This window comes from Brevundimonas sp., from assembly GCF_018608325.1.
Lineage (GTDB): Bacteria > Pseudomonadota > Alphaproteobacteria > Caulobacterales > Caulobacteraceae > Brevundimonas.
Genome location: NZ_JABAZW010000062.1, coordinates 1 through 20,025, shown reverse-complemented (window position 1 = coordinate 20,025; position 20,025 = coordinate 1). Strand labels below are relative to the sequence as shown.

At 65.1% G+C, this 20,025-nt stretch carries 16 protein-coding genes; 8 read left to right on the top strand and 8 right to left on the bottom strand.

Annotation, left to right across the window (positions count from 1 at the left end):
- Positions 1-14 precede the first annotated feature (14 nt).
- From QZ281_RS06630 to QZ281_RS06620, 3 genes are all read right to left on the bottom strand, one after another.
- Positions 15-893, bottom strand: a complete 879-nt coding sequence (locus QZ281_RS06630; protein ID WP_292226239.1) for a F0F1 ATP synthase subunit gamma — start codon at positions 891-893, stop codon at positions 15-17.
- 32 nt (positions 894-925) lie between these two features.
- Complete coding sequence (atpA, locus tag QZ281_RS06625; RefSeq protein WP_292226237.1) at positions 926-2,458, bottom strand: F0F1 ATP synthase subunit alpha; 1,533 nt, start codon at positions 2,456-2,458, stop codon at positions 926-928.
- Between the two features lie 75 nt (positions 2,459-2,533).
- Entirely contained in the window at positions 2,534-3,088 is a 555-nt protein-coding gene (locus QZ281_RS06620) for a F0F1 ATP synthase subunit delta (RefSeq protein ID WP_292226227.1), read from the bottom strand.
- A gap of 337 nt (positions 3,089-3,425) precedes the next feature.
- Here QZ281_RS06620 and QZ281_RS06615 point away from each other — a divergent pair, with 337 nt between their 5' ends.
- Positions 3,426-4,250, top strand: a complete 825-nt coding sequence (locus QZ281_RS06615; protein ID WP_292226225.1) for a TerC family protein — start codon at positions 3,426-3,428, stop codon at positions 4,248-4,250.
- Positions 4,251-4,255: 5 nt separating this feature from the next.
- The gene (locus QZ281_RS06610) at positions 4,256-5,038 is read left to right on the top strand and encodes a glutaminyl-peptide cyclotransferase (RefSeq protein ID WP_292226217.1); all 783 of its coding nucleotides are present in this window, start codon (positions 4,256-4,258) and stop codon (positions 5,036-5,038) included.
- 185 nt (positions 5,039-5,223) lie between these two features.
- On the opposite strand, the gene QZ281_RS06605 is transcribed toward QZ281_RS06610, so the two are convergent.
- Both QZ281_RS06605 and QZ281_RS06600 read right to left on the bottom strand, forming a co-directional pair.
- Entirely contained in the window at positions 5,224-5,760 is a 537-nt protein-coding gene (locus tag QZ281_RS06605) for a carboxymuconolactone decarboxylase family protein (protein ID WP_292226215.1), read from the bottom strand.
- 95 nt (positions 5,761-5,855) lie between these two features.
- Positions 5,856-7,379 (bottom strand): catalase, encoded by a 1,524-nt coding sequence (locus QZ281_RS06600; protein WP_292226212.1) that lies wholly within the window; start codon positions 7,377-7,379, stop codon positions 5,856-5,858.
- A 102-nt stretch (positions 7,380-7,481) separates the two neighbouring features.
- On the opposite strand from QZ281_RS06600, the gene QZ281_RS06595 reads away from it, so the two are divergent.
- Positions 7,482-8,366: a hydrogen peroxide-inducible genes activator gene (locus QZ281_RS06595; protein WP_292226210.1), complete on the top strand. Its 885-nt coding sequence runs from the start codon at positions 7,482-7,484 to the stop codon at positions 8,364-8,366.
- A gap of 154 nt (positions 8,367-8,520) precedes the next feature.
- Positions 8,521-11,115 (top strand): bifunctional aconitate hydratase 2/2-methylisocitrate dehydratase, encoded by a 2,595-nt coding sequence (gene acnB, locus QZ281_RS06590; RefSeq protein ID WP_292226208.1) that lies wholly within the window; start codon positions 8,521-8,523, stop codon positions 11,113-11,115.
- Positions 11,116-11,214: 99 nt separating this feature from the next.
- Here the strand turns inward: acnB and QZ281_RS06585 are convergent, their stop codons facing one another.
- A complete protein-coding gene (locus QZ281_RS06585; RefSeq protein WP_292226207.1) occupies positions 11,215-12,063 on the bottom strand; it encodes a LysR family transcriptional regulator in 849 nt (282 codons plus the stop codon).
- A gap of 124 nt (positions 12,064-12,187) precedes the next feature.
- Here QZ281_RS06585 and QZ281_RS06580 point away from each other — a divergent pair, with 124 nt between their 5' ends.
- The gene (locus tag QZ281_RS06580; RefSeq protein WP_292226204.1) at positions 12,188-13,711 is read left to right on the top strand and encodes an MFS transporter; all 1,524 of its coding nucleotides are present in this window, start codon (positions 12,188-12,190) and stop codon (positions 13,709-13,711) included.
- Between the two features lie 83 nt (positions 13,712-13,794).
- Here the strand turns inward: QZ281_RS06580 and acnA are convergent, their stop codons facing one another.
- On the bottom strand, positions 13,795-16,521 hold the full coding sequence (acnA, locus tag QZ281_RS06575) for an aconitate hydratase AcnA (protein ID WP_292226202.1): 2,727 nt from the start codon (positions 16,519-16,521) through the stop codon (positions 13,795-13,797).
- 211 nt (positions 16,522-16,732) lie between these two features.
- Here acnA and ccmA point away from each other — a divergent pair, with 211 nt between their 5' ends.
- Positions 16,733-17,356 carry a heme ABC exporter ATP-binding protein CcmA gene (ccmA, locus tag QZ281_RS06570; RefSeq protein ID WP_292226199.1) on the top strand — a complete coding sequence of 208 codons (624 nt, stop codon included), beginning with the start codon at positions 16,733-16,735 and terminating at the stop codon, positions 17,354-17,356.
- A complete protein-coding gene (gene ccmB, locus QZ281_RS06565; protein WP_292226197.1) occupies positions 17,353-18,057 on the top strand; it encodes a heme exporter protein CcmB in 705 nt (234 codons plus the stop codon). The genes ccmA and ccmB overlap by 4 nt, the downstream gene beginning before the upstream one ends.
- A 14-nt stretch (positions 18,058-18,071) precedes the next feature.
- Here ccmB and QZ281_RS06560 read toward each other — a convergent pair whose 3' ends face one another.
- Positions 18,072-19,574, bottom strand: coding sequence for a S41 family peptidase (locus QZ281_RS06560; RefSeq protein WP_292226195.1), 1,503 nt, complete (start codon positions 19,572-19,574; stop codon positions 18,072-18,074).
- Positions 19,575-19,719: 145 nt separating this feature from the next.
- Between QZ281_RS06560 and ccsA the strand changes: the two genes are divergently transcribed.
- Positions 19,720-20,025: cytochrome c biogenesis protein CcsA (gene ccsA, locus QZ281_RS06555; RefSeq protein ID WP_363297514.1), on the top strand; the 306-nt coding region annotated here is incomplete at its 3' end.

Genomic DNA, 20,025 nt, shown 5'->3' with positions numbered 1-20,025 from the left:
CTGTGCGGTCGGGATCAGAGGGCTTCGGCGCCGGCGATGATCTCGATCAGTTCGGTAGTGATCTGGGCTTGGCGCTTGCGGTTGTATTGCAGCGTCAAGGCATTGATGAGGTCGCCCGCGTTGCGCGTGGCGTTGTCCATCGCCGCCATCTGCGAACCGAAGAAGCCCGCCTGGTTCTCGTACAGAGCAGCCAGGATCTGGGTCGTCAGGTTGCGCGGAAGCAGGGTTTCAAGGATTTCCTCTTCCGACGGCTCATACTCATAGACCGCGCCGTTCAGGTCGATCGGCTGCGCATCGCCCTCGACCACGGCCGGGATCAGCTGCTTGCCGGTCGGAACCTGTTGGATCACCGACTTGAACTGGCTGTAGAACAGAGTGACCACGTCGGCCTGACCGTCCTCGAACGCCGTGGCGATCATTTCGGCGACCGGCTGGGCCGAAGGCAGGCCGATTGTCTTGTGCGCCGACAGTTCGAAGGTGTGGATCACCTTGTCTGCGTACAGACGCGTCAACTGGTCACGCGACTTGCGGCCCACAGCGATGATCTTCACGTCCTTGCCGGACGCGATCAGGCTGTTGATCCGTTCGCGAGCGGCGCGGATGACGTTGGTGGAGAAACCACCCGCCAGACCCTTGTCCGCCGTGGCGACCACGATCAGGTGACGCTTCTCATCGCCCGTGCCGGCCAGCAGCCTGGGCGCATCAGCGCCCGAGACGCCAGCGGCCAGGTTGGCGATGACCGAGGCCATCTTCTGCGCATAGGGACGGGCGCTTTCGGCCTGATCCTGGGCGCGTTTCAGCTTGGCCGCGGCGACCATCTGCATGGCTTTCGTGATCTTCTGCGTGGCTTTCACGCTTCCGATCCGATTGCGCATTTCCTTGAGGCTGGCCATCCGGCGCTACTCTCTCAGCTATCCGGCGGGGTTCAGGCGAAGGTCTTGACGAAGGCGGCCAGGATTTCCTTCAGCTCGGCTTCGAGGTCCGAGGTCAGGTCCTTCTTAGTGCGGATGCCTTCGAGCAGCGAGGCGTGGTTCGCATGGATGCGCGCCAGCAACTCCTTCTCGAAGCGACCCACGTCGCCGACGGCGATGCCGTCGATATAGCCGCGCGTACCGGCGTAAACCGACACAACCTGCTCTTCCATCGCCAGCGGCGAGTATTGCGGCTGCTTCAGCAGCTCGGTCAGGCGGGCGCCGCGGGCCAGAAGCTTCTGGGTCGAAGCGTCCAGGTCCGAGCCGAACTTGGCGAAGGCGGCCATTTCACGATACTGGGCCAGCTCGCCCTTGATGGTGCCGGCGACCTTCTTCATCGCCTTGGTCTGAGCCGACGAACCCACGCGCGACACCGAGATGCCGACGTTCACGGCCGGACGGATGCCCTGATAGAACAGGTCCGATTCCAGGAAGATCTGGCCGTCGGTGATCGAGATCACGTTGGTCGGGATGTAGGCCGAAACGTCGTTGGCTTGTGTTTCGATGATCGGCAGAGCGGTCAGCGAGCCCGAGCCGTAGTCTTCGTTCAGCTTGGCCGAACGCTCCAGCAGGCGGCTGTGCAGGTAGAAGACGTCGCCCGGGTAGGCTTCACGGCCGGGCGGACGGCGCAGCAGCAGGGACATCTGGCGATAAGCCACAGCCTGCTTGGAAAGGTCATCATAGATGATCAGGCCGTGCATGCCGTTGTCGCGGAAATACTCGCCCATGGCGGTGCCGGCGAACGGCGCCAGGAACTGCAGCGGCGCGAGCTCGGACGCGGTCGAGGCGACAACGATGGTGTATTCCATCGCGCCGGCTTCTTCGAGCGCTTTCACGATCTGCGCAACGGTCGAACGCTTCTGGCCGACGGCGACATAGATGCAGTACAGCTTGGCCGATTCATCATCGGTCTTGTTGACGGCCTTCTGGTTCAGGATGGTGTCGACGGCGACGGCCGTCTTGCCGACCTGACGGTCACCAATGATCAGCTCGCGCTGACCACGGCCAACGGGGATCAGGGTGTCGATGGCCTTCATGCCCGTCTGCATCGGCTCGTGAACCGATTTACGTGGGATGATGCCCGGAGCCTTGACGTCCACGCGGCGGCGCTCGGTGAACTCGATCGGGCCCTTGCCGTCGATCGGCTCGCCCAGCGGGTTGACGACGCGGCCCAGCAGACCCTTGCCGACCGGCACGTCCACGATTTCACCCAGGCGGCGAACGTCGTCGCCTTCGGCGATCGCGGCGTCAGCGCCAAAGATCACGGCGCCCACGTTGTCGCGCTCCAGGTTCAGGGCCATGCCCTTCACGCCAGCCTTGGGGAACTCGACCATTTCACCGGCCTGGACGTTGTCCAGACCGTGGATGCGGGCGATGCCGTCGCCGACCGACAGCACGCTGCCGACGTCGGAAACGTCGGCTTCGACGCCGAAGTTGGCGATCTGCGACTTGAGGATGGCCGAGATTTCAGCGGCGCGGATGTCCATGACGGGCTCTCTGTTCTTCAGTCTTTGCGGTTGCGCCGTTCAGGCGCGCTACATTCTTGTGGATCGGGGCGGGGCTTAGGCCCGCTTGAGGGCGAACTTCATCTGGTCGAGCTTGGTCTTCAGCGAGGCGTCGAACAGCTTCGAGCCGACCTTGACCTTCAGGCCGCCCAGGATCGACGGATCGACGCGGGCGGTCAGTTCCGGCGCCTTGCCCAAAGCCTTGGACAGAGCAGCGGTGATTGCGGCGACCTGCTTGGCGTCCAGCGCCTGGGCCGACACGACCTCTGCGGCGACGATGCCGGCGTGCTTGGCGTAGCGGGCGTCGAAGCCAGCGATCACGCCCGGCAGATCCTTGGCGCGATGGTTCTGCGCCAGCAGGCCCAGGAAGTTGGACGTGGTCTTTTCGAACTTGGCCTTGGCGGCGATGGCGACCAGCCCCTTGGCCTGATCCGCAGCGGCGATCACCGGCGAGGTGGCCAGGCGGCGCAGGTCTGCGCTGTCGATCCAGGCCGCCTTCAGCGACTGCAGGTCGGCGCGGACAGCGTCCAGACGGCCAGTTTCCAACGCCAGATCAAACAGCGCCTGTGCGTATCGATCGCCGACTTCCGTCGTTCTGAAATCATCAGCCACTGATTAGGGTCCGAGGTCGTTGTGTCAGGGTCGCGACCGATTGTGAGGATCACACCGGTCAGAAGCTTGAAATGCTTAGGAAAAGCACGACAGAGGCCGTATCCGTGAATACGCCCCCTTCAAGCCGGGCGCCTGATAGCACGGGGTTTTGCTGCTCGCAACATTGTGTGATGGCCCACCAAGGTCGATGCCTGCGCGATAACGCCGCGCGTCAAGGCTGTGCGCCCCTGTCTCACGGCTGGGTGCGACCATAACGCCGCACCCGCCCGCTTGATCGGAACCAAGCGCGGCCCTAGCGATTTCGCTTCACGTTTTCCCCCTAGGACCCCCAACCTCAATGCTCGACAGCATCATCCCCCTGTTCTCCGATCCGGCCGCCTGGGCCGCATTGGTGACCCTCATCGTGATGGAGGTGGTGCTGGGGATCGACAACCTCATCTTCATCTCGATCCTTTCGAACAAGCTGCCGGAGCACCAGCGCTCCAAGGTGCGGCGCATCGGCATCGGCCTGGCGCTGATCATGCGGCTGGCGCTTCTGTCCATCATCGCCTGGCTGGTCGGCCTGGTTCAGCCGGTCTTCACGGTCATGGGCAATTCCTTCTCGTGGAAGGACCTGATCCTGATCGCAGGCGGCCTGTTCCTGGTCTGGAAGGCCACCAAGGAAATCCACCACAGCGTGGACCCGACGCCTTCGCCCGCCGTCCTGGACAAGAAGGACGTGATGATCACCAACGCGGGCGCGGCCATCTTCCAGATCATCATTCTGGACATCGTCTTCTCGATCGACTCGATCCTGACGGCTGTCGGCATGACCGAGCATCTGCCGATCATGGTGGTGGCGGTTTTGGTCGCCGTGACCGTGATGCTGCTGGCCGCGGATCCTCTGGCCAACTTCATCAACAAGAACCCGACCGTGGTCATGCTGGCCCTGGGCTTCCTGCTGATGATCGGCATGGTTCTGATCGCAGACGGCTTTGGCTTCCACGTGCCGAAGGGCTACATCTACGCTGCCATGGCCTTCTCGGCCGGTGTCGAGGCGCTGAACATGCTGAACCGTCGCTCCTCCACCAAGAAGGAGTTGGCGGAGCGTGCCCGCGCCGAGGCTGATCAGGCCGAAGCCCGCGCCGTCAAGGCCGAGGCGGAGGCCGCAGAAAAGGTCTGACGCCCATGTCCCGTCCGTCGTCGCTTCTGGCCGCGTTTTATCTCGGCCTCATGCTGGCGACGGGCGCGGGCCTGCGGGCCAATGCCGAGGTTCCGGTTCAGGGCTTCGAGGTGGTCAAGGCCTATCCCCATGACGACGAGGCCTTCACCGAGGGCCTCTTCTTCCATGACGGCGACCTTTACGAGAGCACGGGCCTGTATCCGTCCTTCATCCGGCAGGTCCGACTGGAGACCGGACAGGTGCTGCGCCAGCGCGACCTGCCGACCATCTATTTCGGCGAAGGCTCCACGGCGCTGAACGGCAAGCTCTATAATCTGACCTGGCGCAACCAGATCGGCTTCATCTGGAAGCTGGACGACTTCTCGGCCCTGGGCGGGTTCTCCTACACAGGCGAGGGCTGGGGCCTGACCAATGACGGCGCCCGCCTGATCATGAGCGACGGCACCGACCAGATCCGCTTCTTCGACCCCGAGACCCTGGCCGAGACCGGCCGCATCACCGTCACCGCCAACGGCCAGCCGCTGGACCAGATCAATGAGCTGGAATGGGTCGACGGCGAGTTGCTGGCCAATATCTGGCAGGACAGCCGCATCGCCCGCATCGACCCGGCGACCGGACAGGTGAAGGCCTTCATCGACCTCAGCAGCCTAGTTCCCAATGACCCCGGCATGGACCCGAACGACGATGTCCTGAACGGCATCGCCTGGGATGCGGCGGGCAAGCGCCTGTTCGTCACCGGCAAACGCTGGCCGCAGTTGTTCGAAATCAGGCTGAAGCCGCTGAGCTAGGCGGCGTCGCCTTTCGAAGCACAACCTCTCCGCTCGTCATTCCGGGGCTGAGCGAAGCGAAGAACCCGGAACCCAGGGCCGCAGTCATACTGCTGAAGAGGTTCCACGTAGGTTGCGAGCCTCCTGGGTTCCGGGTTCGCCCTTCGGACGCCCCGGAATGACGCCTGACGCTGAATACCTTACCCCTAAGCTGAAGCGACCGCCTCAGCCGAGGCGATCACCCGGCTGGCGGCATGAACCACGGCGGCGATGCGCAGCACGGTCTGGACGACGGCAGGCTCGACGCCATGTTTTTTCAACTCGCCCTCATGCGCGTCGAGACAGGCGCCGCAACCATTGATCGCCGACACCGCCAGCGCCCACAGCTCGAAATCCAGCCGCTCCACCCCGACCGGGGCCGCCAGATTCATCCGCAGCCGGGTCGGCATGGCTTCATATTCGCGGTTCCGCATCAGGTGCAGCGCCCGGTAATAGATGTTGGTCATGCCCATCCGGGCCGCTGCTGACCGTGCGGCGTCCGCCGCTTCCGGCGACAACCGCGCCTGCGCCTCAGCCTCGAACGCCCGCACCACCGATGCCGCCCCGATGCCGTGCGCGCAGGCCAGGAAACAGCCCCACTTCTGCTGGTCCGTCAGGGTGGCATCCTCGACCAGAACCGCCAGATTGCGCGCGACCTCGCGCCCATGCTCCGGGATGGCGTCGATCAGGGCGGTCAGGGTCATGGGCAAGTCTCCTGAGGCCTTTCTAGCAGAAAGGCCGGACGTCTTTCGACGCCCGGCCCAAGTCCGTCTCGGTCTCCTAACCTGTCCGCGCCAGACTATTCTGCGATCTCCAGACCACGGGCCGCGCGCAGATGCATCGGCAGAGTGGTCGGGTCTTCCCCGGCCTTGGCCTTATCGGCCTCAACCGCCGCACGGACGCCTGCGGCATAGTCGGGATGCACCTGCTCCAGATGGGCGAACTGGCGCTCCAGAATGAAGTCCGGCACCCCCTGCAGGGCGGCGGCCATGTTGGAGAACAGCCGCTGGCGCTCGCCGGCGTCGAACAGTTCAAACAGGGCGCGCGGCTGGCTGTAGTCGTCGTTGCCTTCGCGATGGTTCCAGCGGTCTGCGTCGCCGGTGATTTTCAGCGGCGGCTCGCGGTATTCCGGCGCCTCCACCGGCCCGCCAAAGCTGTTCGGCTCATAATAGGCGTCCGGGTTCGGGTTGTTGGCAAAGAACCGCATCGCCCCGTCCTTGTGATAGTGATGCACCGGGCATTTGGGCGCATTCACCGGCAGGGCCTCATAGTGGGTGCCCAGTCGATAACGGTGGGCGTCGGCATAGGAGAACACCCGCGCCTGCAGCATCTTGTCCGGCGAATGCCCTATGCCCGGCACGATGTTCGACGGGCTGAAGGCGGCCTGTTCGATCTCGGCGAAATAGTTGTCGGCGTTGCGGTTCAGCTCCAGCACCCCGATCTCGATGGGCGGGAACTCGCCATGCGGCCAGACCTTGGTCAGGTCGAAGGGGTTGTAGCTGGTCAGTTCCGCCTCGGCCTCGCTCATGATCTGGACCTGCACCGTCCACTGCGGGAAGGCGCCGCTCTCGATGGCCCCGAACAGGGCCTCCTGATAGCCCTCGCGCGACTGGCCGATCACCTGTTCGCCCTCGGCGTTGGTGTAGTGTTTGTGGCCCTGGCGGGTCTTGAAGTGGAACTTGACCCAGTGGCGTTCGCCCGCCGCATTGATCAGGCTGTAGGTGTGCGAGCCATAGCCGTTCATGTGCATCGGCGTGATCGGCAGACCGCGATCCGAGAACAGGGTCGTCACCTGATGCAGGCTCTCCGGCGACTGTGACCAGAAGTCCCACATGGCCGTGGGGCTGCGCAGATTGGTGCGCGGATGGCGCTTCTGCGTATGGATGAAATCGGGGAATTTCAGCGGATCACGCACGAAGAAGACGGGCGTATTGTTGCCCACCAGGTCCCAGTTGCCTTCCTCGGTGTAGAACTTCAGCGAAAAGCCGCGCACGTCGCGCTCATGGTCCGCCGCGCCCATCTCACCCGCCACGGTCGAGAACCGGGCCAGCATCGACGTCTCCGCCCCCGGCTGCAGCACCTTGGCGCGGGTGTATTTCGAGATGTCACCCGTGATCCGCAGCGTGCCGTGCGCGCCCCAGCCCTTGGCGTGGACGACCCGTTCGGGGATGCGTTCGCGGTTCTGGTGCGCCAGCTTCTCCAGCAGTTGCCAGTCCTGCATCAGCACCGGGCCCCGCGGCCCCGCCGTCAGGCTGTTCTGGTTGTCGGCGACCGGCGCGCCTGCGCTGGTGGTCAGGATCGGGGGCGTTTTGGCGTCGGACATGGCGAAGACCTTTCTGATGACGCGGCTATTGAGCGCCAGACCAAGCGATAACTCCAATCGATAATATTTGATCCCGAGATAAGATCGTTCTATTTGTCGCATATGCTCCCCACCCTGCGACAGCTCCAGTATCTCAAGCTTCTGGCCGAGCACGGCAGCTTCTCGCGCGCCGCCGACGCCGCCCATGTCAGCCAGCCCGCCCTCAGCGCGGGCGTGCAGGAGCTTGAGCGGATTCTGGGCGCGCCTGTGGTGGAACGCACACGTGGCGCCGTCCTGCTGACCGCCGTCGGCGCCGAGGCCGTGCGCCGGGCCGAGGACGTGCTGGCCCGCACCGAGGATCTGGTCGAGGCCGCCAAGAATGCGGGCCGCCCGCTGTCGGGCCGGTTCCGGCTGGGCGTCATCCCAACTGTCGCCCCCTTCCTCTTGCCGCGCAAACTGCCGTCGGTGAAATCCGCCTATCCGAACCTGAAGCTGTTCATCCGCGAGGACCTGACGCCACGCCTGATCGCCGCGCTCAAGGCCGGTCAGATCGACGCCGCCGTCATCGCCCTGCCCTATGAGGCGCCCGGCATCGAACACGCCCGCATCGGCGATGACGAGATCATGGCCGCCGCCCCGCACGACCATCCGCTGGCCGCGCCCGGCCCGATCCGCCCCGGTTCGCTGCGCGCCGAGGATCTGATCCTGCTGGAAGACGGCCACTGCCTGCGCGACCACGCTCTGGCCGCGCTGGACATCGAGGCGCCGCGCGGCGACGACGTCTTCGCCGCCACCAGCCTGCATACGCTGGTGCAGATGGTCGGCTCAGGCCTGGGCGTCTCCTTCCTGCCCAAGATGGCGGTTCAGGCCGGTCTGGCCGACAACCCGTCTGTCGCCATCCGCGCCTTCGAGAACCAGGCCGACGGCGCCCCGCCTCACCGCGAAATCGTCGTCGCCTGGCGCGCCGCCGAAGCCCGCCTGCTGGCCGAGGCCCTGAAACTGGACTGAGGCGCGCGGGCCACGCTTGCAGTCTACGACGGAGGTCGAAGCGGCATCGGCCCTGCTTCTATTGCGACCCCATTCCTTATGTGGGAAAGGCCCCGCGCGGTTTGGCGGGCCTGCGGGCTGGCCGGATCGTGGACCCGATCAAGGAAGGCCGCACATGCTGGAATCATATCGCTCTCACGTCGCCGAACGCGCGGCCCTCGGCATTCCGCCGCTTCCTCTCTCGGCGCAGCAGACCGCCGACCTGATCGAGTTGATCAAGGCCCCGCCTGCGGGTGAATCCGAGCAGGAGCTGCTGGACCTGCTGGCCCACCGTGTTCCACCCGGCGTGGACGACGCAGCCAAGGTCAAGGCCTCCTTCCTGTCCGCCGTGGCCCATGGCGACTTCGCCGTGCCGTCGCTGTCGCGTGAGCGCGCCACAGAGCTGCTGGGCACCATGGTCGGCGGCTATAACGTCAAGCCGCTGATCGACCTGCTGAACGACGAGACCGTCGGCAAGACCGCAGCCGAGGGTCTGAAGAAGACCCTCCTGATGTTCGACTTCTTCCACGACGTCGCCGAACTGGCCAAGAGCGGCAAGCAGCCCGGCGCCGCCAACGCGCAGTCCGTGCTGGAATCCTGGGCCGAGGCCGAGTGGTTCACCAGCCGCGACAAGGTCGCCGACAAGATCACCGTCACCGTGTTCAAGGTCACCGGCGAGACCAACACCGACGACCTGTCGCCCGCGCCCGACGCCTGGTCGCGCCCCGACATTCCGCTGCACTATCTGGCCATGCTGAAGAACGCCCGCCCCGGCATCACGCCCGAGCAGGACGGCGTGCGCGGCCCGATGCAGTTCATCGAAGACCTGAAGGCCAAGGGCCATCTGGTCGCCTATGTCGGCGACGTGGTCGGCACCGGCTCGTCGCGCAAGTCGGCGACCAACAGCGTGATCTGGGCCACCGGCCAGGACATCCCCTTCGTGCCGAACAAGCGTTTCGGCGGCGTGACCCTGGGCGGCAAGATCGCCCCGATCTTCTTCAACACCCAGGAAGACTCTGGCGCCCTGCCGATCGAGGTGGACGTCACCAGCCTGAACATGGGCGATGTGATCGACATCTATCCCTATGAGGGCAAGATCGAACGCGACGGCGCCGTGGTCGAGACCTTCGCCCTGAAGAACCAGGTCCTGCTGGACGAGGTTCAGGCTGGCGGCCGCATCAACCTGATCATCGGCCGTTCGCTGACGGCGCGTGCGCGTGAGACGCTGGGCCTTGCCGCCTCGACCGTCTTCCGCCTGCCGGTCGAGCCTGAGGACACCGGCAAGGGCTACACCCTGGCGCAGAAGATGGTCGGCCGCGCCTGCGGTCTGCCGGAAGGTCAGGGCATCCGTCCCGGCACCTATTGCGAGCCGCGCATGACCACGGTGGGGTCGCAGGACACCACCGGCCCGATGACCCGCGACGAGCTGAAGGACCTGGCCTGCCTGGGCTTCTCGGCCGACATGGTGATGCAGTCCTTCTGCCACACCGCCGCCTATCCCAAGCCGGTCGACGTCAAGACGCACCGCGAACTGCCCGAGTTCATCTCGAACCGCGGCGGCGTGGCCCTGCGTCCCGGCGACGGCGTGATCCACTCGTGGCTGAACCGTCTGCTGCTGCCCGACACCGTCGGCACCGGCGGCGACAGCCACACCCGCTTCCCCATCGGCATCTCCTTCCCGGCCGGTTCGGGTCTGGTGGCCTTCGGCGCGGCCACCGGCGTCATGCCGCTGGACATGCCGGAATCCATCCTGGTCCGCTTCAAGGGCGAGCTTCAGCCCGGCATTACCCTGCGCGATCTGGTCCACGCCATCCCCTATTACGCCATCAAGCAGGGCCTGCTGACGGTGGCCAAGGCGGGCAAGATCAACGCCTTCTCGGGCCGCGTGCTTGAGATCGAGGGTCTGCCGGACCTGAAGGTGGAGCAGGCGTTCGAACTGACCGACGCCTCGGCCGAGCGTTCGGCGGCGGGTTGCACCGTCAAGCTGAACCAAGAGCCGATCATCGAGTACATGACCTCCAACATCGTGCTGATGAAGAACATGATCGCCGATGGCTACGCCGACGCCCGCACCCTGCAGCGCCGCATCGACGCCATGGAGGCCTGGCTGGCCGCCCCGACCCTGCTGGAGGCCGACGCCGACGCCGAATACGCCCATGTCATCGAGATCGATCTGGCCGACGTCACCGAGCCGGTCCTGTGCGCCCCGAACGACCCCGACGACGCGCGCCTGCTGTCGTCGGTGCAGGAGACCCCGATCGACGAGGTCTTCATCGGTTCGTGCATGACCAACATCGGCCACTTCCGCGCGGCCTCGCTGCTGCTGAAGGGCAAGAAGGACATCCCGACCCGTCTGTGGGTGGCTCCGCCGACCAAGATGGACGCCGCTGAACTGACCAAGGAAGGTCACTATTCGACCCTGGGCGGCGCAGGCGCACGCATGGAGATGCCGGGCTGTTCGCTGTGCATGGGCAACCAGGCTCAGGTGAAGGAAGGCGCCACCGTCGTCTCGACCTCGACCCGCAACTTCCCCAACCGTCTGGGCAAGGGCTCCAACGTCTATCTGGCCTCGGCCGAACTGGCGGCGGTCGCCTCCAAGCTGGGCCGCATCCCGACCGTGGCGGAATACATGACCGAAATGGGCGTCATCGACGGCGCCCGCGACGAGGTCTACCGCTACATGAACTTCGACCAGATCCCCGAATACGCGGATCGCTTCGCTGCTGAATAAGCGGAAGGCCTAGCGCCAAAAATGAAGGGCCGGTGGAGCGATCCACCGGCCTTTTTCAGAATTTCGAGCTGCGATGACGGCATTGGCCAGCAGCGGATACTAAGTGCGGTGCTCCCGAAAAGCGCTGGCGATGGTCCGCAGCGCCGCTTTCGACTTGGGGTCCGTCAGAGTGGAGTGAAGTACGATCTCCGACGACGGAAGCGGCGGCAAACCGAACCGTTCACCGATATCGACCGTACCGGCGGGAGCCAGACGACGCGAAAAGACAGAGGTCGCCAATCCTGCCGCCACCGCCGCATCGACTGCGGACGATCCGCCGCCCAGGAAGACTTCGCTCCAACTCATTCCGGCCTGATCCAGTGCACGGGTCGCCAGGTCGCGAACGCCGCAGGCAGGCGACAGCGCGGCCAATCGCAGAGGTTCGCCTGTTCGACGCTCGAACTGAGGGGCGGCGAACCAACCGAAATGCTCGGGCCCCAAGGTTTCACCGTCACGACGGTCTTCCTCACGCCGGATGATCGCCGCATCCAGTTCCCCACGATCAAAAGCGTCCAACAGTACACGCGAGTTCTCCAGCCGAACCTCTATCGTCAGACAGGGGTCATGCGCATTGAGACGCGCCAGCAAGACAGACACTTCAGGTCCGGCCACATGGGCGGCGATGCCCAGAACAAAGTGACGACGATCTCCGGACAAAGACGACAAGGCCTGTTCATGCGCCCTCAGAAACGCCCGCGCCGACTCCAAGAACAAAGCACCGGGAGCGGAAAGCCGTACTGAACGTGGTGTGCGTTCAATCAGCCGGTGCCCCAGACCATCCTCCAGCCGCTTCAGCTTCACACTGATCGCGCTCTGCGTCGTCCCCAGAGCCTCCGCCGCGCGGGTGAAGCTCTGCAGGTCGGCGACAGCCACGAAGATCCTGACCGCTTCCACATCAAGGGACTTCATTTCATCTATCCAGATTCAATATTACTGAAATCCGTAATCATCTCGTTTTGTTATGGTCAAGCACCAACTATCTCGCTCGGCAGTATGCCCTCCCTGTCCCGCGCACGTACGAGCCTGCCCCTTCATGACCCTGTCCCGACCATCCCAAAGCACGCTGGCGCTCGCCGCTGTCACTCTATCCTCCTTGATGTTCGGGTTGGAGATTTCGAGCGTGCCGGTAATTCTGCCGACGCTTGAACGCACGCTCGGCGCCGACTTCATCCAGCTTCAATGGGTCATGAACGCCTATACGGTCGCGGTCGCCAGCGTGTTGATGGCGGCTGGCGCCGTCGCCGATCGGTTTGGCCGCAAACGGGTCTTCCTGATCGGGACCGCCGCTTTTGGCCTGACGTCACTGGCGTGCGGCCTGACTGACAACATCGCCGTCCTGATCGGCGCTCGCTTTTTGCAGGGGATCGCGGGCGGGGTCATGCTGATCTGTCAGGTCGCCATCCTGTCGCACCAATTCCGCGAGCCCAAGGCACGCAGCGTGGCCTATGCCTGGTGGGGCGTCATCTTCGGTTTCGGACTGGGTTTCGGCCCGCTTATCGGCAGCGGAATCATCGCTGTCGCGGGGTGGGAATGGGTCTTCCTGGTCCACGCCGCCCTTGCCCTCCCAACCTTCGCATTAGGGTTTGTCGGCGTTCAGGAATCCAAAGACCCGAAAGCCAGCCGCCTGGACATCGCCGGCATACTCACCCTGTCCATCGCCGTTCTGGCTTTGACCGCCTTCATCACCGAGGCTCCACGCCTGGGGCTTGTATCCGCAACGTCGCTTGCGATCCTGTTCGTCTCCATCGTCAGCTTCGTCGCCTTTGTGATGGTCGAGCGACGCGTGGCCTATCCGATGTTTGACTTCGGGGTCTTTCGTGTTCCGTTCTTCTCAGCCGCGCTTGTCGGCGCCGTCGGGATGAACATCAGCTTCTGGCCGCTGATCATCTATCTGCCGATCTGGTTCCATGCCGGTCTTGGCTTGTCCTCGATAGCCGTGGGCGTGGCGCTGCTGGCCTATACCTTGCCGACACTGGTTGTGCCGCCGCTGGCCGAACGTCTCTCGCTTCGCTTCGGCTCAGGGCTCGTCATTCCGGGCGGGCTGTTCGCCATTGGCGGGGGGCTGTTGATGATGCGCCTCTCGCTCGAACTGTCAGGGGCAGGCTGGCCGCTCCTGGCGCCCGGTCTGGTGCTGGCGGGTATTGGTTTGGGCCTGACGAACACCACGGTCACCAACACCGCCACCGGCGTTGTCTCTGGCGACCGCGCAGGCATGGCGTCCGGATTGGATATGAGCGCGCGCATGATCACCCTTGCGATCAATATCGCCGTCATGGGTGCAATCCTGTTCAACGGCGTTCTGGCTCATCTGACCACCGCTTCGCAAAGCGTGAACCTGAGGGACGGCGCTGTATTGCATCAGGTCGCCGAGCGCGTTGCGGCAGGCAGCCTCAATACCGGCATTGCCGCGGATCTGGCCCAGCAGGCCCTTGGCGTTGGGTTCGGATGGATAACTCTGTACGGCGGCCTCGGATGCTGGCTCCTCGCCTTGGGAAGTCGCGCCCTGTTCAGTGCTGCGAGCAGACAGTCCAGCGCGCGAGTTCAAGCCAGAACCTGACGTATTTTCTCATCCCCTATGACCACGAAAAAGGCCGGTGGATCGCTCCACCGGCCTTTGCCGTATTCGACTGAACCCTCGCCTTACTCGGCGGCGATGGGGGCTTCGGCTTCGGGGCCGCCTGCGAGGTTGCGCAGGACGTAGGGCATGACGCCGCCTGCGCGCAGGTAGTCCAGCTCGGTCTGGTTATCGATGCGGCAGCGGACCGGGAAGCGGGCCATCTTGCCGTCCGACGGACGGAACAGCTCGACCCACAGGTCCTGACGCGGCTTCAGCTTGCCGATGTTGGCGTCGGTCAGGCCACGGATGGTGACGATCTCTTCGCCGGTCAGGCCCAGCTTCAGCCAGCCGTCCTGCTTGAACTGCAGCGGCACCACGCCCATGCCGACCAGGTTCGAACGGTGGATGCGCTCGAAGCTTTCGGCGATGACGGCGCGGACGCCCAGCAGGTTGGTGCCCTTGGCCGCCCAGTCGCGCGACGAGCCGGTGCCGTATTCCTTGCCTGCGAAGACGACCAGCGGACGGCCTTCCGACTGGTAACGCATGGCTGCGTCGTAGATCGACATGGTGTCGCCCGACGGGAAGTGCTTGGTCACGCCGCCCTCGATTTCGGGCGTGATGCGGTTCTTGATGCGGATGTTGGCGAAGGTGCCGCGCATCATGACTTCGTGGTTGCCGCGACGGGCGCCGTAGCTGTTGAACTCAGCCGCCTCGACGCCGTGGTTGGTCAGATAGACGCCGGCGGGCGAGGTCTTCTTGATCGAACCGGCCGGGCTGATGTGGTCGGTCGTGATCGAGTCGCCGAAGATGGCCAGGACGCGGGCTTCCACGATGTCCTGAACCGGGGTCAGCTCCATCGACAGGCCTTCGAAATAGGGCGGGTTGGCGACATAGGTCGACTTGTCGTCCCACTCATAGGTTTGGCCGCCGGTGACCTTGATCGCCTGCCAGTGCTTGTCGCCCTTGAAGACGTCCTTGTAGCGCTTGGCGAACATGGCCGGGGTGACCGACTTCTTCTGGATGTCGGCGATCTCTTGCGAGGTCGGCCAGATGTCCTTCAGGAAGACGTCATTGCCCTTCTTGTCCTGACCGATCGGGTCCTTGGTGATGTCGATGCGCATCGAACCGGCGATGGCATAGGCCACGACCAGCGGCGGCGAGGCCAGGTAGTTGGCCTGAACATCCGGGTTCACGCGGCCTTCAAAGTTGCGGTTGCCCGACAGGACGCTGGTGGCGACCAGGGCGTTGTCGTTGATCGCCTTGGAGATCGCCGGGTCCAGCGGGCCCGAGTTGCCGATGCAGGTGGTGCAGCCATAGCCAACCAGGTTGAAGCCCAGGGCGTCCAGGTCCTTTTGCAGGCCCGCGTCGGTCAGATAGTCGGTGACGACCTGCGAGCCGGGCGCCAGCGAGGTCTTGACCCAGGGCTTGGCCTTCAGGCCCAGCGCATGAGCCTTGCGCGCCACCAGACCGGCGGCGATCAGGACCGACGGGTTGGAGGTGTTGGTGCAGGAGGTGATGGCCGCGATGACCACGTCGCCGTCGCCGACCGTGAACTTCTGGCCTTCGACATCGGCGCGCGGGGCGTCGGACGGACGGTTGAAGACTTCGCTCAGAGCGGTTTCGAAGGCCGGAGCGGCGGTCGTCAGTTCAACGCGGTCCTGCGGACGCTTGGGACCGGCCAGCGACGGCACGACGGTCGAGATGTCCAGTTCCAGCACGTCGGTGAAGACCGGGTCTTCCGAGGTTTCGTCGATCCACAGGCCCTGAGCCTTGGCATAGGCTTCGACCAGGGCGACGCGCGCCTTGTCGCGGCCCGTGGCGGTCAGATAGCCGATGGTGGCGGCGGAGACGGGGAAGAAGCCGCAGGTGGCGCCGTATTCCGGGGCCATGTTGGCGATGGTCGCCTGATCTTCGATCGTCATGTTCGGCAGGGCGTCGCCGAAGAACTCGACGAACTTGCCGACCACGCCCTTCTTACGCAGCATCTGGGTGACGGTCAGGACCAGATCGGTCGCGGTCGCGCCTTCCGGCAGACGGCCGGTCAGCTTGAAGCCGATGACTTCGGGGATCAGCATCGGGATCGGCTGGCCCAGCATGGCGGCCTCAGCCTCGATGCCGCCCACGCCCCAGCCCAGAACGGCCAGGCCGTTGATCATGGTGGTGTGGCTGTCGGTGCCGACGACGGTGTCGGGATAGGCGACGGTCTTCTTGCCTTCATCGATGGTCCAGACGGTCTGGGCCAGGTTCTCCAGGTTCACCTGGTGGCAGATGCCGGTGCCGGGGGGAACGACGCGGAAGTTGTTGAAGGCGGACGAGCCCCAGCGCAGGAAGTTGTAGCGCTCGATATTGCGCTCATACTCACGCTCGACGTTCTGGCCGAAGGACTTGGCCGTGCCGAAATTGTCGACCATGACCGAGTGGTCGATGACCAGATCGACGGGCACCAGCGGGTTGATCTTGGCGGCGTCGGCGCCCAGTGCGGACATGGCGTCGCGCATGGCGGCCAGATCGACCACGGCGGGAACGCCGGTGAAGTCCTGCATCAGCACGCGGGCCGGACGGAAGGCGATCTCGTGCTCGACCGAGCCCTTGTTCTCGATCCAGGCGGCCACGGCCTTCAGGTCGGCTTCGGTGACCGAAACACCGTCTTCGTTGCGCAGCAGGTTCTCCAGCAGCACCTTCATCGAGCGCGGCAGACGGGAAATCCCGGCAAGCCCTGCTTCCTCAGCGGCGGGAAGGCTGTAATAGGCGTATTTCTTACGCCCGACGGCGAGGTCCTGGCGGGTCTTGAGGCTGTCGATTGACGGCATGGAGTATTCCTCTGGTCAGCGCCGCCCGACAATCCGGTTGCGCCTTCGCGCGACAGACGCAGCGGCTCACAGGACCCCTGCGCGCGCGGCGAAAGCCTGCTGCGGCAACCGCGCATATAGTCCTGCGTGATCCCACCGTCCATGAGTCCACACCCCTGACGTGGACATTGAGAAGGGTTCGCAACATCGCCACCCAGATCGGATCGCCCGCATGATCCACAGCCTGACCCTGACCGACATCGCCGTCTCGCGTGGCGAACGCAGGCTATTCACCGGTCTGAACCTTGAGCTTAAGGCGGGCGAGGCCCTGGCGCTGACGGGGGCGAACGGGGCGGGCAAGACCAGCCTGCTGCGCGCCATCGCCGGCCTGCTGCGCCCCGACGCCGGAGATGTCATCTTTCACGACGGCGACGGCAATCAGCTGGCTGAACGCGAGGCGCGCGGACGCGAAACACATTTTCTGGGCCATCAGGACGGGCTGAAGACGGCCCGCACGGCGCGCGAGGAACTGGGCTTCCAGTGCGACTGGCTGGGCCACACCCAGCATGGTTTCGATCATGCCGTTGAAGCCTTTGGGCTGCAGCCCCTGCTGGACCTGGAGGTGCGCCGCCTGTCCGCCGGTCAGCGCCGCCGTCTGGCCATGGGGCGGCTGGGCGGGTCGCCCCGCGCCCTTTGGCTGCTGGATGAGCCGATGGCGCCGCTGGACGCCCGTTGGCGCGACGCCTTCGCCGACCAGATGCGCCGCCATCTGGAGGCCGACGGCTTGATCATCGCCGCGGTCCACGACCCCCTGCCCATTCCCGTCCGCACCCTTGATCTGGGAGGGCTGGGATGAGCCGGACCCGTTTCGAACCCCGCCCGCCGGGCCTGCGCGGCGCAACCCGCGTCCTGTTGGAGCGCGAGCTTGATCTGGCCTGGAGCGGTGGCGGCGGCCCCTTGCTGGCCTGCGGCTTTTTCGCCTGCCTGACGGCGGTTCTGCCGCTGGCTGTCGGCGGCGATTTTCGCACGCTTGGTCCGGTTGCTGGCGGCGTCGCCTGGCTGGCGCTGGCGCTGGCGTCGCTTCTGTCGCTGGAGCGGTTGTTCGAGCGTGATCTGGACGACGGGGCGCTGGACCTGCTGGCGCTGGGCCATCTGCCGCTGGAGGCCGTGGTTCTGATCAAGGCTCTGGCTCAGTGGATCGCCGTCGGCCTGCCTCTGGCGTTGACGGCGCCGGTCGCCGCCATGCTGCTGGGCCTGCCGCCCGCCCTTGCACCCCTGACTGCCCTGTCCGCCCTGATCGGCGCGGCGGGCTTCGCCCTGACCGGCACGCTGGGCGCGGCGCTGGCTCTGGGCGCGCGGCGCGGCGGCCTGTTGATCGCCGTGGTGGTCCTGCCCCTGTTCATCCCGCCCGTCGTCTTCGGTGCAGGCGCGCTGGAGCGGGCCGCCAGCGGCCAGTCGCCAGTTCCGGCCCTGGCCTTCCTGTGCGCCTACACCCTGTTCGCCGCCGTCATCACCGCCTTCGCCGGCGCCGCAGCCGTCAGGAACGCCCAAGCCTAGGATCAGGTCTAGGATCAGGACCGACTGTTCAGTTCCCGTATCCAGGCCGCCAGAGCCGCTGTGTCGCTCATGTCACCGTTGAACAGATGGCTGGGCAACTGAGGTTCGTTATTGCCGCGCGCCCGACCGCGATAGACCTTCATCGGCACGCCGATCTCCGCCAGACCGCTGGGCAGGGCTGCGTTGCGCACCTCCATATAGACCGTGTCCGCCGAGGTCTCTCGCCCGACCTGAACAGCACCGACCGCCTTCCACAGATCGACGGCGTCCAGACAGGCTGAAGCACAGGCGGAATCGGTCAGGACATAGATGCGGCCCTTGTTTGGGTTGGACGGCGCGGCACCGGTCTGCTCGACCTCTTCGACAGGATCGCCGTCACGCCAGTAGGCCAGACCTGCCGCGCGGGCCTGCGTCATTCCAGTGATCGCCTTTTCGGCCCACTGGATCATGTCCGCGCTGCCGCCGCCCTGTCGTATCTCTTCACGGAAGGCCTCGAGCGAGGCGATGTTGTCTTTCGACGGCCGCCATTCGACCGCTTCGACCGTCTGTTCCAGATTTGCCCGTATCCAGGGTTCGCCCCACAGGGTCAGGGCCAGCATCTGGCTCCAGTGCGATGAACCGCCGCCGTTTCCACGCAGATCCAGAACCACATAGGGCGCGGCGTGAAGATCGGCCTCCCTGTTCGCAGCCTCGGCCAACAGAGCAGTCAGTCCGGCATAGGCCTCACTGTCCGGCGATGCATTGAACGACGGCATCGACAGCCAATAGCCGCCATCGTCCTGCCGCGTGATGTTGAAGCCGTTGTGCGCGCGCTGCGCCAGTTTGAGGCGGCGCGCATTCAGGTCGTCTGCATCAGCCAGCCGCCAGTTCAGGCCATAGGTGCGCGTCTGGCCGCCGATATCGAAGCGACATTGGCGCATCTCGGTCTGCCAGGGGTTGGAGGCATTCAGGAACATCCAGTCACCAAACTGGTCGTGTTGCGACTGCAGGAACCAGCGTCCCCGGAACTCGCCGATCCGCGCCTGCGCCAACTGTGCGGCGGGTACATCATCGCAGTCGATCAGGCGGGCGCCCAGCGATGGTGTCGAGGCGTCCGACGCATCACGATCTGCAACCACCTGATCCGCGTCCTTGAAGACCGTCAGGAAGCCCGGCCAGCGGATCGGGAATCCGCCCGGAACCTGCATCGATATCTGAACGTGACCATCATCGAACGCGGCCACATAGGCGCGCATGGCCCACCACCATCCGCTCGCGTCCGTCGTCAGCGCCGCACGCCTGTTCGCTTCAACCAGACCAGCTTCGACACGTCCGCGAAACGCAGGATTCAGCGGATCGACCGTGCCCGGATGGCTGTCCAGAATGACGTCATGCAGGGCCTGTGCATCCTGCTTCAGGACCGCCGACCAGTCGCGCGCCTCAGTTAGGGGAGATGCAGGCGGCGTCTGCGCGCTGGCGGACGCTGAGGTCATGGCGAGGGCGAGCGCCGAGGCGGCGAAAAGAAGCGGGGTTTTCATCCGTGGCGTCTCCATCTGGAAGGCGCCTCCGCTACAGGCCTGCATCAACGCCGCCTACTTAAGGCTTCGTAAGATTCGAAGCGGTTCGGCCCGCAGGTCAAGCTGCGACTTGCCCCCCGCCGCGACGCCGCGTAAGCGCTGACCGATGTTCGGCCTGTCAAATCCGCAGCGCTTCATGGCCTTCACCGGGCCGCTGACGCCCGTTCTATGGACGGCGGCCGTCGTTCTGCTGGCGGTGGGAAGCTGGCTCAGCTTCACCGTGCCTGCCGATTATCAGCAGGGCGAGACGGTGCGGATCATGTTCGTTCATGTGCCCGCCGCCGTCTGGGGGCTGGGCGCCTATGGGGCGCTGGGCGTGTCCAGCTTCTTTGCTTTGGTCTTTCGTCATGCGCTGGCCGACGCCGCCGCCCGCGCCGCCGCCCTGCCGGGCGCCGCGTTTACGGCCCTGGCC

What these genes read in the sequence shown, in the direction of transcription:
- QZ281_RS06605 (WP_292226215.1), bottom strand. Translation starts at nt 5,760, where the DNA reads ATGACCCTGACCGCCCTGATCGACGCCATCCCGGAGCATGGGCGCGAG.
- QZ281_RS06630 (WP_292226239.1), bottom strand. Translation starts at nt 893, where the DNA reads ATGGCCAGCCTCAAGGAAATGCGCAATCGGATCGGAAGCGTGAAAGCC.
- atpA (WP_292226237.1), bottom strand. Translation starts at nt 2,458, where the DNA reads ATGGACATCCGCGCCGCTGAAATCTCGGCCATCCTCAAGTCGCAGATC.
- QZ281_RS06580 (WP_292226204.1), top strand. Translation starts at nt 12,188, where the DNA reads ATGACCCTGTCCCGACCATCCCAAAGCACGCTGGCGCTCGCCGCTGTC.
- QZ281_RS06585 (WP_292226207.1), bottom strand. Translation starts at nt 12,063, where the DNA reads ATGAAGTCCCTTGATGTGGAAGCGGTCAGGATCTTCGTGGCTGTCGCC.
- QZ281_RS06595 (WP_292226210.1), top strand. Translation starts at nt 7,482, where the DNA reads ATGCTCCCCACCCTGCGACAGCTCCAGTATCTCAAGCTTCTGGCCGAG.
- QZ281_RS06615 (WP_292226225.1), top strand. Translation starts at nt 3,426, where the DNA reads ATGCTCGACAGCATCATCCCCCTGTTCTCCGATCCGGCCGCCTGGGCC.
- acnB (WP_292226208.1), top strand. Translation starts at nt 8,521, where the DNA reads ATGCTGGAATCATATCGCTCTCACGTCGCCGAACGCGCGGCCCTCGGC.
- QZ281_RS06610 (WP_292226217.1), top strand. Translation starts at nt 4,256, where the DNA reads ATGTCCCGTCCGTCGTCGCTTCTGGCCGCGTTTTATCTCGGCCTCATG.
- acnA (WP_292226202.1), bottom strand. Translation starts at nt 16,521, where the DNA reads ATGCCGTCAATCGACAGCCTCAAGACCCGCCAGGACCTCGCCGTCGGG.
- ccmB (WP_292226197.1), top strand. Translation starts at nt 17,353, where the DNA reads ATGAGCCGGACCCGTTTCGAACCCCGCCCGCCGGGCCTGCGCGGCGCA.
- QZ281_RS06600 (WP_292226212.1), bottom strand. Translation starts at nt 7,379, where the DNA reads ATGTCCGACGCCAAAACGCCCCCGATCCTGACCACCAGCGCAGGCGCG.
- QZ281_RS06560 (WP_292226195.1), bottom strand. Translation starts at nt 19,574, where the DNA reads ATGAAAACCCCGCTTCTTTTCGCCGCCTCGGCGCTCGCCCTCGCCATG.
- ccmA (WP_292226199.1), top strand. Translation starts at nt 16,733, where the DNA reads ATGATCCACAGCCTGACCCTGACCGACATCGCCGTCTCGCGTGGCGAA.